Origin of the sequence: Flavobacterium crocinum, assembly GCF_003122385.1 — a bacterium.
GTDB classification, from domain to species: Bacteria; Bacteroidota; Bacteroidia; order Flavobacteriales; family Flavobacteriaceae; genus Flavobacterium; species Flavobacterium crocinum.
The window spans coordinates 5,376,607-5,395,161 of sequence record NZ_CP029255.1 but is presented as its reverse complement, the minus strand read 5'-3'; the positions used below and the strand labels follow the sequence as shown (position 1 = coordinate 5,395,161).

The 18,555-nt window shown below is 35.7% G+C and carries 11 protein-coding genes; 1 reads left to right on the top strand and 10 read right to left on the bottom strand.

Annotated features, from left to right (window positions below):
- Window positions 1–77: 77 nt before the first annotated feature.
- Complete coding sequence (locus HYN56_RS22790; RefSeq protein ID WP_091491630.1) at window positions 78–530, bottom strand: Lrp/AsnC family transcriptional regulator; 453 nt, start codon at window positions 528–530, stop codon at window positions 78–80.
- A gap of 223 nt (window positions 531–753) precedes the next feature.
- Between HYN56_RS22790 and rocD the strand changes: the two genes are divergently transcribed.
- A complete protein-coding gene (rocD, locus tag HYN56_RS22785) occupies window positions 754–2,004 on the top strand; it encodes an ornithine--oxo-acid transaminase (protein WP_109194301.1) in 1,251 nt (416 codons plus the stop codon).
- A gap of 165 nt (window positions 2,005–2,169) precedes the next feature.
- Here the strand turns inward: rocD and HYN56_RS22780 are convergent, their stop codons facing one another.
- The 9 genes from HYN56_RS22780 to HYN56_RS22740 form a co-directional block, all read right to left on the bottom strand.
- The gene (locus tag HYN56_RS22780; RefSeq protein WP_109194300.1) at window positions 2,170–3,822 is read right to left on the bottom strand and encodes an arylsulfatase; all 1,653 of its coding nucleotides are present in this window, start codon (window positions 3,820–3,822) and stop codon (window positions 2,170–2,172) included.
- Window positions 3,823–4,016: 194 nt separating this feature from the next.
- Window positions 4,017–5,465, bottom strand: coding sequence for a RagB/SusD family nutrient uptake outer membrane protein (locus tag HYN56_RS22775; protein ID WP_109194299.1), 1,449 nt, complete (start codon window positions 5,463–5,465; stop codon window positions 4,017–4,019).
- 10 nt (window positions 5,466–5,475) lie between these two features.
- Entirely contained in the window at window positions 5,476–8,523 is a 3,048-nt protein-coding gene (locus HYN56_RS22770) for a SusC/RagA family TonB-linked outer membrane protein (RefSeq protein WP_109194298.1), read from the bottom strand.
- A 1,080-nt stretch (window positions 8,524–9,603) separates the two neighbouring features.
- Window positions 9,604–10,863, bottom strand: a complete 1,260-nt coding sequence (locus HYN56_RS22765) for a YeiH family protein (protein ID WP_109194297.1) — start codon at window positions 10,861–10,863, stop codon at window positions 9,604–9,606.
- Window positions 10,864–11,139: 276 nt separating this feature from the next.
- Complete coding sequence (locus HYN56_RS22760) at window positions 11,140–12,762, bottom strand: sulfatase-like hydrolase/transferase (protein WP_109194908.1); 1,623 nt, start codon at window positions 12,760–12,762, stop codon at window positions 11,140–11,142.
- Between the two features lie 175 nt (window positions 12,763–12,937).
- Window positions 12,938–13,654: a thioredoxin domain-containing protein gene (locus HYN56_RS22755; RefSeq protein ID WP_109194296.1), complete on the bottom strand. Its 717-nt coding sequence runs from the start codon at window positions 13,652–13,654 to the stop codon at window positions 12,938–12,940.
- A gap of 11 nt (window positions 13,655–13,665) precedes the next feature.
- Entirely contained in the window at window positions 13,666–14,721 is a 1,056-nt protein-coding gene (locus HYN56_RS22750) for a sterol desaturase family protein (protein WP_109194295.1), read from the bottom strand.
- Window positions 14,722–14,958: 237 nt separating this feature from the next.
- A complete protein-coding gene (locus HYN56_RS22745) occupies window positions 14,959–16,875 on the bottom strand; it encodes an arylsulfatase (protein WP_109194294.1) in 1,917 nt (638 codons plus the stop codon).
- A 196-nt stretch (window positions 16,876–17,071) separates the two neighbouring features.
- On the bottom strand, window positions 17,072–18,544 hold the full coding sequence (locus HYN56_RS22740; protein ID WP_109194293.1) for a RagB/SusD family nutrient uptake outer membrane protein: 1,473 nt from the start codon (window positions 18,542–18,544) through the stop codon (window positions 17,072–17,074).
- Window positions 18,545–18,555 lie beyond the last annotated feature (11 nt).

Genomic DNA, 18,555 nt, shown 5'->3' with positions numbered 1-18,555 from the left:
TAATATGTTACAAAAAAACCTCACAAGTAAATTCTTGTGAGGTTTATAACGAATATTCTCGCTGGGAGAATGAAGTTTTATAAAGATATATTTCTTTTAAAAGCGCAGCCTAATTCTACAATCGAATCGGTTTTGTCAATACCCGGAATTCCATCAATTTTTTCATAAAGAATACGACGCATATGCTCGTGATTTTTGGCAATGATTTTAATGTATAAAGTAAACGAACCTGTTACATAATAACATTCTGTAATTTCAGGAATTTCTTTAAGTGCTTCAATAATTCTTTCAGAATCAGAGTCTTTGTTTAGTGTAAGCCCCGTAAAAGAAGCCCAGTCGTACCCAATTTTCTTTTCCTGAATAATCGGTTTTATGCCGCCAATTACGCCTTGTTCGATCATTCGGTTAATACGCTGATGTACCATTGTATTTGATATTTTCAAATTAGTAGCAATAGCAGAAAAAGCCATTCTGCCATCTTTTTCTAATTCTTTAATAATACTGATATCAAATTCGTCTAATAAATCCATTCAATAAAAATCTTTAAATTTCAGTTGTTGATGATTTATAAAAGTAGTTATTTTTTTTAATTATTATTCACAAATTACTGTTTCTGTCTAAATAAATATTTGCTTTTTATTTGTTTTAAAATGTGAATTTTGACTCAAATTTTGTTATTTTTAAGTCAAAATATTATTCTTAGACTCGAAATTATTTAAATTTTAATATTTTTGTAAAAATAAAAAGCAGATTATGATTAGTACAGAAAAAGCACTTTCGTCAAAATCAGAAGTTTTGATTGAAAAAGAGAATAAATACGGCGCTCACAATTACCATCCGCTTCCGGTAGTTTTAGAACGCGGAGAAGGAGTATACGTTTGGGATGTTGACGGAAAAAAATATTATGACTTTTTATCTGCTTATTCTGCGGTAAATCAAGGTCATTGCCATCCGAAAATTGTAAATGCAATGGTAGAGCAAGCACAAAAACTGACTTTGACTTCGCGTGCTTTTTACAATGATAAATTAGGAAACTATGAAGAATATGTAACGAAATATTTTGGTTTCGATAAAGTTCTTCCAATGAATACAGGAGCTGAAGCGGTAGAAACGGCTTTAAAAATTTCCAGAAAATGGGCATATGAAGTAAAAGGAATTCCTGAAAATCAGGCACAGATTATTGTGTGTGAGAATAATTTTCACGGAAGAACGACTACCATTATTTCATTTTCTAATGATGAAACAGCACGTAAAAACTTCGGACCTTTTACAGACGGTTTTATCAAAATTGAATATGACAATCTGGAAGCACTTGAAAACGCTTTAAATTCATCTAAAAATATTGCTGGATTTTTAGTTGAACCAATTCAAGGGGAAGCAGGAGTTTATGTTCCGTCTGAAGGGTATTTAGCGAAAGCGAAAGCACTTTGCGAAAAACATAATGTACTTTTTATTGCTGATGAGGTGCAGACAGGAATTGCGCGTACAGGAAAATTATTAGCAGTTCACCACGAAAATGTACAGCCTGATGTTTTAATTTTAGGAAAAGCAATTTCTGGTGGAGTTTATCCGGTTTCTGCAGTTTTATGTAATGATGAAATCATGAATGTGATTAAACCGGGTCAGCACGGATCTACTTTTGGTGGAAATCCTGTCGCTGCTGCAGTTGCAATCGCTGCTCTTGAAGTGATTAAAGACGAAAAACTGGCTGAAAATGCAGAACGTCTTGGTGTTATTTTAAGAGACGGATTAAATAAAATTGCCGAAAAAAATGATTTGATTACGCTGGTTCGCGGAAAAGGTCTTTTAAATGCAATTGTAATCAATACAGACGAAGAATCTGATTTGGCTTGGGAAATCTGTTTGAAATTTAGAGATAATGGATTATTAGCAAAACCAACTCACGGAAACAAAATCAGACTGGCACCGCCGTTGGTTATGACGGAAGAACAGATTAATGAATGTCTTGAAATTATTGAGAAATCTTTGAATGATTTTAGATAATTTTCTTTAGAAATTTAAAATAGAAAAGGGCTGTCCAAACTTTTGAGACAGCCCTTTTTGTTCCTAGGAACATTTGGCTTGTAGACCATTTTTTTGTTTTAAAAAGCGACTGTTTTAATAACAATCGCTTTTTGTCATAATTACTAAAAATATCAAAAAAAGTAATTATTTTTTTGGAGCAGCACCTGGAATTAATTCGTTTTTTTGTTTGAATTTACTGTATTCTACGACTCCTGTTTTATCTGCCCAGTCAAAATATTTTGCTGAAAGATCATTTACAATTCCCGGGTTTTGAGCCGCAACATTAGTTGTTTCTCCGCGGTCTGCTTCAAGATCGTAAAGTTCCCATTGGTAAGACGGATAAATAGAAACCAATTTCCATTTTCCTTCTCTTACGGCTCTGTTTCCCGCTCTTTCCCAAAATAATGGTGTACCTCTGTTTACTTCTGATGCATTATCAAATAAAACCGGCAATAAACTTTTCCCCGGAAGCGGATTAGAATTTACACCATTTAAGTTTTTAGGATATTCAATTCCGGCCAATTCATAGAAAGTAGGAGCAAGGTCAATTATGTGTCCCGTTCCTTTATCAATTCTTCCCGCTTTAATTTTTGATGGATACCAGGCAATAAATGGCGAACTGAAACCGCCTTCGTGCATATTGTTTTTATAATCCTGTAATGGCGTATTAGACAAATAAGCCCAGTTTTGTTCCTGATAATCAAAAGATCCAGAACTTCCAATTGGGCCGTCGTTACGAACTAAACCTCTTCTTAACGGATTGTACGTATTGAATCCGCCTTGAGCGCCATTGTCTGCAATGAAAATGATTAAAGTGTTTTTGTCTTTCTTTAAAGCTTTAAGTTTGTCTAGAACTTTTCCAACGTTTTGATCCATGTTGTCAACCATTGCGGCATAAACTTCCATTTTGGCTTTCCAAAATTGTTTTTCATCATAAGTCAATTTATCCCATTCTGGAACTTCAGGGTCTCTTGGAGCAATTGTCTGATTTGGCAGTAAGATTCCATTTTCTCTTAATTTTTTGATTCTTTTTTCTCTTAAAGCATCCCAGCCTTCGTCAAATTTACCTCTGTATTTTGCAATGTCAACTGCTTTTGCCTGTAATGGCCAGTGCGGAGCAGTAAAAGCTAAGTACAAAAAGAAAGGTTTGTTTTCTTTATTTTGTTCGTCTAAGAAAGTAACTGCATTGTTTCCAATTTCATCTGTAAAGTAGTAAGAATCATCTTTTGGATGTAATTCTTCGTTATTACGAATCATTTTAACCGGATAAGCTGTTTTCCCGAAAGGAAGCGGTTTGGTATCAAAATAATTAGCCGCACCTTTTAAGATTCCGTAAAATTTATCAAAACCTCTCTGATTTGGCCATTGTGCCTGATCTTCAGAACCAACGTGCCATTTTCCTGACATTAAAGTGCTGTAACCTCCTGAGCGGAAAACTTCTCCCAAAGTCAGAGATTCTTTGTTTAAATAACCTTGATAAGCAGGCAAACCTAAATTCACATCAAAATAACCAACTCCCGCTTTGTGCTGATATTGACCTGTTAATAAAGAAGCTCTGGTTGGCGCACAGATTGAGTTGTTGTAAAACTCACGAAGACGAGTTCCTTCTTTCGCTAAACGATCCAGATTTGGCGTTTTAATTTCTGAACCATAATTTCCTAAATCTGAATACCCCATATCATCCACCATAATTAAAATTACGTTGGGTTTTGAGGATGCATTTTGGGCGCTGGCTTCGTAAGTACCAATTATTCCTGTCAATAAGACAGAAAATAAAATGTTTATTCTTTTATTCATTTTATTTATAATTTACTGTTAGTATATTTTTTAATTATTAATTTTTTGAAACACATAGAAACATAGATTTTATAGACTTAGTAAGGCGTTTCACTCGTAATAAAAATCATAGCTATGTGTTGAGAAATGTATTTCTCTTTTATATTCTTTTTCACAAGCAGAAAAACCTATGTTTCTATGTGTTTCAAAAAAAATTACCTCCAAGCTGGAACCTGTTTCAAATTTGGGTTCAAATCCAGTTCTCTTTGTGGAATAGGGAAGTGAACATGTTTTGGCTGTGCGTTTGTTTTTCCTGCTGCTTTTAATTTTGCCACAAAATAATCTGGGCCTCTTCTTGCTAAATCAAACCAGCGCTGATATTCGTAAACCAATTCTTTTCTCCTTTCTTCAAAAACAGCTTCTCTAAAAGCATCCTGACTTAATCCTGGCGATGTCGTCGCTAATAATGGAATCCCTGCTCTAGTTCTCACCCGATCTACTGCTGCATAAGCTTCTGTTGTTGGGCCCCCGTTTTGTTCGTTTACAGCTTCAGCATAAATCAATAAAACTTCAGCAAATCTTATAATTGGCGTGTTTTTAGAAGATTGTCCAGGAGAAGCTGGTGTCGAAGGATCATAATATTTATTGAAATGAGGCGTCACTTTATAGGTTTTCCCATCAGTTGGACTTACAAATTCTACTGCAAACGTGATGTACTTTCTTTTATCATCTTCAGCGAAAGCTTCAAAAAGACCGCCTTCTTTATGTAAAGCATCAGCCTGATCTCCTGCAATTCCGGGAACAGAAGTCGGTGCTGCTGTAGAAGCCAGCATGTTTCCGTTCCAATTCGTTAAACCTTTAAACTGAGCTGAGAAAATATGTTCTTTTCCGTTTTTGGTTGCCACATTAAAAACGTCAGCATAATTTTCAAATAAATCATAAACCTTACTGTCGATGATTTCTTTACTTTTTTCAGCTGCTTTCTGCCATTTTTTCTCGGTTAAATATACTTTTGCCAAAATGCTTTTTGCTGCACCTGCTGTAACTCTTCCTTTATTTTCCTGAACTACAGGAAGAGCTTCTGCATCAATCAAATCATTTTCAATTTGGGTGTAAACATCGGCTTCCGGTGTGTTCGAAACATTAATAGCTTCCGGTGTTAAAACCGTTGTTTCGTGCAAAACCAACGGAACATCTCCAAACCATCTTACTAAATTGAAATACAAAAGTGCTCTTAAAAACTTCGCTTCATTAATTAAATCTTTGTCTTTCTGAGAATTAAGATTTGGGTTTTTAGCAATATTATCAATAGCCACATTTGCTCTGTTGATTCCATCGTAACTCTGTCTCCACAATTCGATCATACGATCGTTTGAAGCATCATGAGTCAGGTTTGATAAAGCTCTAACATGAGCATTTCTGGCTCTTGGCCCCGCTTCGTAATCGTCTGTTGCCATTTCGGTAGCAATCTGAATTAAACGATTGTACAAAGTATGTGTTGAACTGTTGATGGCGTTGTGAATCGCAATTACGGCTGCATCGGCATCTTCAGTTGTTTTATAAAAGTTGGTAGACGAAATGAAAGCTTTCGGATCTTCGTCTAAAGGATTGCAGGCACTGATTAAAAAGAGGGCTACAAAACTGAATATAATTAGTTTTTTCATGTTAAATCTTTTAGAATGTTACACTTAATCCGCCTGAAATAGTTTTAGAAGCTGGATAAATTCCGGTATCTGTTCCTGGAGAAATCGTTGTTCCGTTTGTGACTTCCGGATCAAAACCAGTGTATTTTGTCCAGGTCAGTAAGTTTTCTCCAATGACACGGAATTTTACTGAAGTCAAGCTTAGTTTTTCGGATAATTTCTTAGGCAGATTGTAGCTTAAAGTGATATTTTTTAATCGAACGAAAGAACCATCTTCCACAAATCGGTTAGAGAAAACCGGTGCAGGATCTAGTTTTGCTCTTGGCGTTGTATTACTAGGATTTGTTGGGGTCCATGCATCTAAAGCAGAAGTAGAGGCATTTTGCTGTCCGTTGTATAATTCTAAAGCCTGCAAGTTTCCGTTCAAAATTTTATTTCCAACCGAACCATTTACTAAAACCGCTAATTCAAAACCTCTGTAAGTAAAATTATTCGAGAATCCGAAAACAAAATCAGGTTGTGCATCACCAATACTGGTTCTGTCTGCTGCTGTTGTAAAAGCGCCGTCTCCGTTGATATCTTTGTATAAACGATCTCCCGCTTTTGGCGTTGCATTTCCTGTGAACACCCCTTTTGTGGCAACTTCATCCGTTTGTAAAATTCCGTCCGTAACAGCACCGTAAAAAGTACCTAAAGACTGACCCACTTTTAAAATATAATTTCCGAAAGTGTAAAATTCAGCACCATTTCCTAAAGCAATAATTTTGTTTCTATTAAAGGCAATATTAAAGTTGGATGTCCAGGAAAAAGCTGTATTTCCAAGAGAAGCATTCAAACCTAATTCGATTCCCTGATTCTGAACAGAACCAAAATTTTGTAGAGAAGAAGTAAATCCGGTTGTATAAGGAAGCTGAACATCTAACAATAAGTTTTTGGTTGTTTTACGATAGACATCAACTGTTAAATTCAATTTATCCTCGAAAAAACCAACATCAACCCCAGCATCAAACTGATTCGTTAATTCCCATCCTAAATTGTCGTTGGCAATTCGCGTAGGCGTAAAACCCGTATAAATCTGATCTCCAAAAAGATATTTTACACTTGTTAAAGTAGATAAAGACTGATATTCTCCAATTTCCTGATTTCCTGTGGCACCCCAGCTGCTTCTAATTTTTAAGTTGTTAACGATTTTTTTAAGCGGTTCAAAAAAGCTTTCGTTGCTAATCTGCCAAGCGGCCGCAACAGATGGGAAATAACCCCATTTATTGTCTTTTCCAAAACGGGAAGAACCATCAGCACGGATACTTCCGGTCAGGAAATATTTTGAATCGTAATTGTAATTTACTCTTGATAAATAAGAATTCAATGCCCAGGTACTTTCACCGGAAGAAGGCATTAAAGCAATATTACCGCTTTGTAAACTGTAATAACCGGTAATGTCGTTTACATATTGTTGTGATCCTGCAGTCGAAAATTCTCTGGTAGATCTTTGCTGCGTATAACCTGCTAAAGCATTCAAATGGTGTTTTTCGCCAAAAACTGTAGTATAGGTTAAAGTGTTTTCGTTTAACCAGCTTTTCGAATCGGCATTACCAATTTTTCCTTCTCCGTTGGTAATAGAACCTTCGTAAATACTAGCAGGCAGATAACTTTTTTCCTTGTTGAAAATAACATCAGTTCCAAAAGAAACTTTTAAAACTAAATTCTTCAAAAGATCATATTCGCCGTAAACAGTTCCCAAAATACGATCGGTAATAGATTGATTTTTACGTTCGTTTAAAGTTGCTATCGGATTGGCAAAAATATTCTCAAACGGATTTCTTAAAGTATAAGTTCCGTCCGGTTCATAAATAGTTGCCGTAGGAGGCATGCTTATTAAAGCAGTAATTAAACCGCTTGGAGCTACTTTTGATTTGGTTTCAGCAAGAGTTAAGTTCAATCCAAATCTCGCTTTACTACTAATTTTTGAAGTTAAATTGATACGAGTACTGAAACGTTCAAAACCTGTATTTTTAATAATTCCTTCCTGATTGTAATAGTTTCCGGAAACCGCAAATTTGGTCTGATTGTTTCCGCCGGAAATACTCAATTGATGATTTTGTGTTAATCCTTTTTGGAAAGCAGCATCCTGCCAGTCCGTTCCTTTTCCGAGCTGAGCAATTTGTGCCTCACTCAAATATTGATTTGGTCCGCCTGACGGATTAGAATCATATAAGGCTGCATTTCGCAATCTTGAAAAACCTTGTGCATCTAATAAATCAATTTTTTTTCGAACTTCCTGCTGACCGATTGTAAAGTCATAATTGACAGTTGTTACAGTATTTGAACCTTTTTTAGTTGTAATAATAACAACTCCGTTGGCTCCTCTGGAACCATAAATGGCGGTAGAAGAAGCATCTTTAAGAACTGTAATCGATTCAATATCGGCAGGGTTTATAGTCGAAAGGGGATTAGTCGGCGTACCGCTCAAAACGCCTGAAGTTACTTCGGAATTATATATCGGAAATCCGTCGATTACATACAACGGTTCGTTTCCTCCTTGAATAGAACTTCCGCCGCGAATACGGATACTCATTCCCGCACCCGGAGCACCCGAAGTCTGTGTTACGTTTACACCCGCAACAGAACCCTGAAGCGAACTTTCTAATGTTTTTTGTGTAGCTTTTAATGACATTTGGGCTACAGTTTCAGCAGCTCCGGTATAATCTTTTTTGGAAGTGCTTCCGTATCCAATGATTACGATTTCATTTAATTCTTTTACATCTTCTTTTAAAGAAATCTGAACGAAATCTTTGGTTGCGATATGTTCTGTAGTGATATAACCTAAATAACTTACAACTAATGTGTAAGGAAATTTTTGTCCGGTCTGAAAATAGAATTTTCCGTCTAAATCGGTTACAGCTGCGTGGGTTGTTCCTTTTATTTGAACGGTAACTCCCGGAATTGGCTGATTGGTTACCTGATCGATTACGGTACCATTTAAGGTCGAATTAATTAAGGGTTGTGTATTCTGCGCTTTAATTCCTGTAGAAATTAAGAACACAAAAATCCACAAAAGGGCGTGTAATTGCTTGTTCATTACTTTTTGGGTTTAAATAATACAGCGATACGAGAAATTGATTCGTCAATTTCCGAAGGCTTTCTTTAGTGATAAATGTTCTTTGAGTCTTGCCATTTCCGTTGCCGCAGAAATGGTTTTTACTATGAAAGAGTAGGGCAGTGCATTATTTTCATTATAGTCTTGTTTTAGTTATTATTTTTTTTGTTAATATGATTTTGACATGGTTATGCTCTTAATGTCATAAGATATTAATCGCTGATTTGTCAGTATGAATTTAGTTTGTGATTTTATTTTCGAATTGAAAACAAAAATGAAATTGGATCTTAACAGCACATGCACATATAACAGAAGGTGTTATATGTGATTTTTTTAGGAAGATTGTAATGCGATGTATAAGCTGTTGTTTTCAAAATGTAGTTTTTTATGTTTTAAACTCTACTAATCCTATAGACAAAGTTAATTTTATTGTAAAGAAAACCAAAAGATTATTTAATTTTTTTAGAAAAAAGTGTAGTCAGAAGAATTTAAAATATATTTTTAATGTATTTAAGTGATTGATATTTAGTTGTTTATTTGTTTTTTGTGAAAAAATAAAAGCAATTAAAAGCTGTTTTGTTTTAGACAGTTTTTACTTGCTTTTTTAGGTTTAATATTTGAATTACAGTGACAAACTTGGGAGGTTTTTAAATCGGCTCAATTAAATATGCATCGAACCTATGGTTCTTTAATTTTGGTGTGTTATTTTTTAACCGGATTAAAATCCGGCTCTACAAAATGGTTTGAGCCTAATGGCTCTTTTATATTGCTAATTAATATCTGGTTGAATTGTTTTAATTATGTTTGAAGGTATGATTACGATTTAATTCCGTAGGAATGAAAAATATTGTAGCAACGGATTTTAATCCGTTGAAATAAATTTATGCCATTCAAATGAGTTCCGTAGGAACGGTTCATTTTTAAGTAAATAGTAAAGGAATTAAATTGTAAGACTCTGGTTAAAGCTGGAGGCAGCTGAAAAATTTAAAACTAATTTATTAATAGAAGAAAAACGCGAAGGTTTTTAAAACCTGTCGGGTTTAGTTAAGAGAAAATCGTTTTTTAAGGTTTAAAAAGTAAAAAAGCGATAATCAATGTAATAATGATATTAAACAATTGTGCCGTTAAAAATGCTATCAAAGGTTTTCTACTGTTGTTTTCAAGCAAATCTTTAAAATTAGTTTCCAAACCAATACTGGTAAAAGCCAAAGCGAACCAAAGTCCCTGCAGGTTTTTTAAACTTTCTTTTACGGTTTCGCGATTTTCAGGCGCAATGAAAAAGGAGAAAATAATAGAAGCTCCAATAAACCCGATAACAAACTTTGGAAAACGTTCCCAAATTACGCTCAGTGTCGGTTTCGATTCCTGAACTTCAGCCGATTTATTATGCGTATAAGTCCAATAAATAGAAATGGCAAAAGCGGCTAAACCCAATAAAACATTTTGAGAAAATTTGACAATCGTGCTTATTTTTAAAGCCGTTTCACCAACCAAAGTTCCGGAAGCCACAACTGCACCGGAAGTATCAATACTACCTCCGAGCCAGGCTCCGGTTACTTCTTCTGGAAAATTAAAATGACTTGCTATAATTGGCATAAAAATCATCATGGGAATAGCAGTAACCAAAACCATCGAAATCACATAAGACAGTTTTTTAGAATCTCCTTTTATGGCTCCGGAAGTTGCAATTGCTGCCGAAACTCCGCAGATCGAAACGGCACTCGAAATCATCATGGTTAATTCATCATCAACTTTTAATTTTCGGCAAAGCCAAAAGGCAAAATACCAGACAGATAAAACAACCACCAATGCCTGAATTAAGCCCAATGAACCTGCCTTTAGAATATCTGAAAAAATAACGCTTGTTCCCAGCAAAACCAATCCGATTTTGACAAAAAGTTCAGTTGATAGAGCAGAACGAAACCATTTTGGAAGTTTAAAGAAGTTTCCAATTAATAATCCGATTACTAAACTAAAAATTACAGCTTCTAGATTTAGTGCTTTAACTTCTGTATTTCCAGCAAGAATTAAAGCGATTATAGTTAAGAAATAAATTATTGGAAATCCAAGAATGTAGTTTTTGACTGATTTTCCAACTAAAAAAGTTCCAATACTTCCAATTAGAAGAAAATAAATAAATTGAAAACCAATATGTTGAAGATTTTTTATTTGGAATACATTGGAAATTAAATCGGTTCCATTTGTCCATTTGAAAACGAGAACTTCCGGGAGAAAAATAAAAAGAGAAATTCCAATAATAAGAAAACCGAGAATAACGACAGTCCAGTCTTCGTGAATGGTGAATTTTGTTGAGGTTGACATTTTTTATTTAAAGAGTTTTATTTTCAATTGCCTCCAGCTTTAGCTGGAGGTGAAGTTTTGTGAATATAGGAAAGGCTTTAGCCGAATAATAAATTTGGCTAAAGCCTTCGGTGTGTTGAAATTTTATACCTCCAGCTAAAGCTGGAGGCAACTTGTATAATGTTGCTTTCCTGCAAGGTTTTCAAAACCTTGTAGGTATTGATGACTAATTTGAGTAATAAAATACACCTACAAGGTTTTGGAAACCTTGCAGGAGATAAATTCGTTATTTAAATATTACAAATCAACAAAGTACTTCTGTTTTCCAAAATTGAATTCATAATAGGTCAAGTTTGGCCAAAGCGGTTTAATTAATCCTTTTTCCCAGTTTTGCAGCGCAGTTTGTAATTCTTTTACCTTTGCAGGATTTTTTTGTGAGAGGTCTGTTGTTTCCGATTTATCTGAAGCTAGATTATACAACCATTTTTCATGTGTTTTGCCGCTAATAACCAATTTCCAGTCCCCGCTTCGAATAGCTTTTGCATCACCAGATCGCCAGTATAAATCTTTGTGCGCGACCTTGTTTTCATTGACAGTTTTGACTAAATCTACTCCATCATAAACTCTGTCTTTTGGTAAATCTGAACCAATTGCTGAGGCTATGGTTGTGAAAAAATCTAAAGTGCTTACGGGCTGTTTATAAACCGTATGTGGCTTGATTTTCCCCTTCCACGAAAGTGCAAACGGAACATTAATTCCACCTTCAAAATGTGAAAATTTACCGCCTTTTAGCGGAGCATTTGTGGTGGCAAAAGTATAGTCGGCACCACCGTTGTCACTGGCAAAAATGATTAAGGTATTGTCTTCAAGGCCCTCTTTTTTTACTTTTTCACGAATTCTTCCAATCGCATCATCCAAAGCGCTGATCATGGCAAAATAAACACGTTTATTTTCGTCTTTTACATTCGGAAAACGATCGTAATATTTTTTACGAACCTGAAACGGCGTATGTGGTGCGTTGAACGGAATGTAAAGCAAAAACGGTTTGTTTTTGTTTTTATCAATAAAGGCTTCGGCTTCTTCGGCAAACTTTTCGGTTAAATATTCTTTTTCGTCAATAACAGTAGTATCACGGCGAATTTGTCCGATTCCAACACGGCCTTTGCCCCAAATCATTTTGTCGGTAAAATCTTTATGATGATGATTGATAATATCCGGATTGTCATCTTCCGGAACATATAAGGAGAAGGCTTGATAAAATCCGTAATGATAATCGAAACCACGGTCTAAAGGAAAGAAACCTTTGTTGTGCCCCAAATGCCATTTTCCTATAATTCCTGTAGCGTAACCTTGCCTTTTGGCTAAATCAGCAAAAGTAATTTCAGATTTCGGAAGCCCTTGTGTTTTAATAGAAGCATCATTTGGATATTCGATTTTATCATTTAATCTCCAATCATTGGTATTTAATAAATATTTAAAAGCATAATATTCCAGATTGTTTTTAGGATAACGGTCTCCAGGCTGATATTCGTGTCCAAAACGCTCCTGATATCTTCCCGTTATCAATCCGGCACGTGAAGGAGAGCAAATCGCAGCAGATGCATAACCATCTGTAAAAGTAACGCCTGAAGCTGCTAGAGAATCAATCTGTGGTGTTGGTGTCGATTTTCCGCCGTAAAGGGAAATATCATATTTGCCCAAATCATCAGCAAGCAGAATGATAATGTTAGTCTTCTTTCCTGAAAGCGAATCAGATTTTGGTTTGGAGGCTAAAAATTCCTTTTTCCCTTCTGCCAGTTTTTCATCTTCTTTGACTAAAGTACCATCGGTATTAATTGGCCAGAAAAGAAAAGCTGCCAGAATGAAAAGCACTATTAAAATAGGGATAACAATTTTGATTATTTTTTTATAGGTTGCCATAGTTTGGTTTTTGGTTAGTTTGTATTGCTTTTGCCAGTATTTTGTCATCCTGAGGAACGAAGGATCACACCAGAAACTCCGCAAAGAAAATCGCCAATCTTTGTAGAATTACATGTGTGATCCTTCGTTCCTCAGGATGACATACTTTATGTTGAAACTGTGTAAAAGATTGTGATTACTTCAAAGCCAATGCAATATCAACCTCATTTTTCAAATCACTAATCCCTTCCTTCTTAAAAATAATTTTTCCGTTTTCATATAGAATTAAAGTTGGAAATACTTTTACGGTTTTTAAATCAGCAATAACCTGCGGACTGTCTTCCAGTTCAATTTCTACAATTTTTAAATTCGAACCGTATTCTGCCCGAATCGTTTCCAAAATAGGTTTTACTTTTTTGCAGGGACCGCAATATTTCGAACCAATATCAACCAAAACGTTTTTATTCGAAGCAATAATTTTAGTGAATTCTGCTAAAGACAATTTGCTTTTCAGATTAGAATAAAAAGGTTTTCCGTTTCCAATCCAATTGGCAATCCCGCCTTCTAGACTGTAGGCTTCTGAGAAACCATTTTTTAATAATTCTTTTTCTAAAGCGACGCTTCTGCCAGCTCCAATGGAATAAATAAAAACAGGCTTAGATTTATCTAGTTTAGCGATATACTGATCGTAATTTTCAGATTGAAGATTAAAATTTACTGCGCCTTCAATATGATTTAGAGCAAATTCTTCCGAAGTTCTCGCATCAACAATCTGTGGATTCTTTTGACTTTTTATTTTAGAATAAAAGGAATCTAAAGATAATGAATTATGGTTTTCATTCTGCGAAAAGACAGCAATCGCCCATAAAAAGGCAATTGCTGTTAAGCTGGTTTTTAAGATTTGATTTTTCATATCCGGAAATATTATACTTGTTCTAAAACTGGTGCGGGAGTTTCTTCAGCAACTACTTTAGGTTTTGATGGAAGTGATAATACACCTTCGGCAAGAGAACTTCCTTCTTTTTTAGATTTAAAAATCGGCCAAAGAAACTGTGCGTACCATTCTTCTTGTTTGTATGATTTTGTTCCGAATGATTTTGGATATTGACGGGTAATTAATCCTGTTCCAAAAATGACGTCCCAAATAAAGAACATGTTTCCGAAGTTTCCTTTAAAATGTCCAACACCGTCTCCGCTAGTATCGGCGTGGTGTGCGTGATGTGTTGCTGGAGTAGAAATCAGTCTTTCTAAAACCCACGCAACTGGATGTAACACTTTGTATTTGTAGAAAGGTTTGTCCCAAGGAATGCTCGAGTGAGCTCCTAAAGTGATGATACTTTTAATGACCAAAACGAATAAAGCAGGAAGTCCTAACCCTAAATACGTTAAAGTAGCAGTCAAATAAATTTGAGAAAAGAAAACCGTATAAATAAAGTTTTGTCTCGAAGCCATCGCCATTCCCATATACGGAGCCGAGTGGTGTGTTCTATGGAAACGCCATAAAAACGGAACCTGATGATGCAGTCTGTGATACCAATACTGCGTTAAATCATCGGCAATTGCAATTAGGAAAAAGCCTCCCCAAAACGGAACCCATGCCAAAGCATTGGCAGCATTTGGCAATAAATAGGGTAAAGCATTTAAACTGAAAAAGGCAATGATTGGAGGTAAGATTAATTTTGGTGCTAAGAAACAAACAATATCAATTTTACGTTCTTCTCCTGTCCATTCGTCATCATATAAACCTGCAGCAAATTCGATTATTCCTAAAACAATCATAAATACTGTTAGTCCCCAAGTTCTGATATTAGCAAAAACAGGTTGCGCAAATTCTAAGAATGAAGGTAATGTTAAGTGTGATTCGCTTACAGTGCCACCCGTTAGTTTAAAGTAAAGGTAAATTGCCACAACAGGCAATGCATAAATGAAAAAACTTATCGTTAAGTCTCTTACTAATTTTTCTTTTTGAACTATTGCCATGATTTCTTATTTTAAAAATTGATTAATTAAGGTTAATCCGCCAGCCAGAATGGCCAACGGCACTAAAAACAAGATTATCCCCACGACAATCTTTTTTCCGATAATTTCATAATCTACTCGTTTCATAATTATTCAGTTTGTACTCCTGCAAGGTTTCCAAAACCTTGTAGGTATGTTTTTTAAGCTTTTAATTTAAACCTACAAGGTTTTGTAAACCTTGCAGGTTATGTGAAATCTTTAATTTGAACTGCCTCCGGGTTTAGTGGCCTGTTTGATTAAATCTGAAACTGTTTTTCCTTTATCAGCTCCTGTGTTGTGGATTCTTCTGTTGTACACATCCTGCCAGTCAATCAAAGGATAAACATTGTTTTCTTTGGCTTGCTCGTCAAATAATTTTTGAAGTTCAGCCAGTTTTTCAGGATATTTTTTAGCCAGATTATTACGTTCGTTAAAATCTTCGTTTAGGTTATATAATTCCCAAACATCGGTGTCGAAATTACTTGGTGCCGGTTTTTCGTTGCTTCCTAAAGATTTTTTCACTGCGAAAGAATCTGGTAAATGTGCTGCAGAAGCTTTCCATCCGTCTTTGTAAATCGCTCTGTTTCCAAAAATGTAGTAGTACTGCACTTTATGCAATGACTCTGCTTTCGGATTGTCTAAAGAAGCCTGAAATGACGAACCTTGAATAATATCCTGATTAATTCCTTTGATATATTCCGGTGCTTTAATTCCGGTAATTGCTAAAGTGGTTGGAAGTAAATCGGTCACATGACTGTACTGATTTCTGATACCGCCTTTATCTTTAATCCCATTTGGATAAAAAACAATCAACGGATTACGAGTTCCTCCTTCTGAATGTGCATCCTGTTTCCAGTTTTTAAATGGAGCATTTGTTGCCTGCGCCCATCCTAAAGGATAATTCGTATTTAAACCTTTTGCCGTTCCGATTTCGCCGATGTTATTCAAATTGCTTTGGAAGTTTTCTTCATCTGTTTTTCCTTGAGAGAATAAACTCTGATTGATTGTTCCTTGCAGAGTTCCTTCTTTACTTGCTCCGTTATCTCCAATTGCAACAAAAATTAAAGTATTGTCTAGCTGCCCACTTTCTTTTAAATAATTCACCACTCTTCCAATTTCATAATCTGTATAAGTCAGGAATCCGGCATATACTTCCATAAATCTTGCATAAACTTTCTTTTGGTCCGGAGTCAGTTTCTTCCATTCTGTAATTAATGCATTACGATCAGGCAGTCCGGCATTTTGAGGAAATATTCCTAATTTCTTTTGGTTAGCCAAAACTTTTTCGCGGTAAACATCCCAACCTTCGTCAAATTTTCCTTTGTAAGGCTCTACCCATTTTTCGGCAACCTGATGAGGTGCATGAACAGCTCCCGGTGCATAGTATAAGAAAAATGGTTTTCCTGGTGCCGCTTTCTGCTGTTTCTGAATATAACTGATGGCTTTATCTGTGATTAATTCATTTAAATGTCTTCCATCAGGTTTAATATGAACTTGATCTTCTACTAAATCAGGATTGTACTGATCGGTTTGTGAACCTAAGAATCCGTAAAAATGATCGAAACCTTTTCCTGTTGGCCATCTGTCAAACGGACCTGCATCTGTTGCATCTTCGTCTGGAGTAACTCCATATTTTCCAACGGCAAAAGTGTTGTATCCGTTGGCACGAAGAATTTCTGCGATGGTTCCTTTGTCAGAAGGAATTCTTCCGTCCCATCCAGGAAAACCAGCAGATAAGATCGTATGCGAAAATCCGCTTACGTGAACTCTTCCCGAATTTCTTCCCGTTAATAAAGCGGCACGGGTCGGTGCACAAATAGCAGTTGTATGGAAGTTCGTATAACGCAATCCATTATTTGCCAAATTATCAAAAGTTGGCGTATTGATTAAACCTCCAAAAGCACTTGAAGCTCCAAATCCAACATCATCCAGTAAAATCCAAACCACATTTGGAGCACCTTTTGGAGCGGTTACAGGCTCTGGCCAGTATTCTTTTGAATCTGCTAAAGTCTTGCCGATTGTGCCTTTAAATTCTTGTGTGTCTTGTGCAAATCCTAATTGTGTAACCAGTATTGCAGTAATCAAAAGCCCCTTTTTAGGACTTTTGATTAAAAGGTTATTTTTTAAATTTTTCATGATTTTATAGTTTTTTAGTTATAAGGTTTTCTAATCTTCAATCTTTTTTAAACACATAGAATCATAGTTTTTAGAATCGATAAAAGGCGTTTCACTTATTTCAATTCACATAGCAACTATGTGTGGAGAAACGAGTTTGCTCTTTTACTTTCTTTATTAATAATTAAAAATCTATGTCTCTATGTGTTTAAAACTTTTAATATCCAGGATTTTGTGGTAACCCCTCCGGATTGATGTTTCTTTCGCTCTGCGGAATCGGATAAAGGTTATTTCGTTCTGAAACAGAGTTTTTAGCGGTTACTTTTTTGACTTCAGTAACTAAAGTTCCCCATCTTACTAAATCGTACCATCTTTGCCCTTCCTGAACAAATTCTTTTTTACGTTCTTCCTGAATTGCGGCTCTAAATGTTGCCTGATTTAATCCGCTTAAATCTACTGTTGCGTCTGGAGTCGTAATGGCTTTTCCGAAAGCTCTTCTGCGAATTTGATTGATTAATTCGTACGATTCTGCCGTTGGTCCGCCTTGTTCATTTATCGCTTCTGCTAAAGACAATAAGATGTCTGCATAACGAATCACCGGAAAGTTGATTGATACGTTTGCAGGTGTCGCCAGATTCGTTAAATCCAGATATTTTTTGAAGATTGGCTTCGGAAATGTATATAATGTTCCTGTTGTCGGATTAAGCAATTGTTTAGCATAACTGACATCTCTTCTTTTATCTCCCGCAGCATAGATATCATAAAACAAAGCAACGTCTGAGATAATATCAGCGGGTTCTGTTGCTGTAAATCCGGTAAATGAGGTTGCCTGAAAAGTACTTCCGCTAGAACCATTTCCTGCCTGATTTGGCTCAAACTGAACGGAGAAAATGTGTTCTTTTCCGTTCTTTTTTGTTTTAGTGAAAATATCCTGAAAATCTTCAAACAAAGCATACCCGTATCCTCCGTTGATTACTTCTCTTGATTTTGCAATTGCATTTGGCCAGTCTTTTCTGGTCAGATACACTTTTGCTAAAATTGATTTTGCTGCTCCCGAAGTGGCACGACCTGCATCTGCAGCAGTGTAAGTTGCCGGTAAAGCTTCTGCATCAGTTAAATCTTTGATGATTTGCGTATACACTTCTTCTACAGTTGCTCTGTTGGTTTTTAAATTTCCTAAATTGATTGAAGTTGCTTCATGTAAAACAATCGGAACTCCTCCCCAAAGACGTACTGCCTGAAAATAAAGTAATGCTCTGATAAACTTTGCTTCATTGATTAATCTTGTTTTAATGACTTCGTTACCCGTTACTTTTGGAATATTGTCAATAGAAACATTGGCTCTGTTGATTCCGGCATAAATTTGTCTCCACGCTACCTGAACACGATCTGTAGTAGCATCATGTGTTAAAGCACTCATGGCTCTTACTTGTGGGTTTGTAGCAGAAACTCCTGCAGCAGCATAATCGGAACCCATATCGGTTAAGAAATAAAGGTTTCGACCAAATAAACTCTGTTCTCCCGGATCAAGGCTAAGAGAAGCATAAACAGCAGTTACACTTGCAACGGCATCATCCTGGGTAATAAAGTAATTGTCTTCGGTTACAAAAGAGGTTGGTGTTACCTCCAGTTCTGTGCAAGATGTCAATAAACCGGCACTTAAAAGGAATGTTATAATGATTTTTTTCATTTTATATTTTT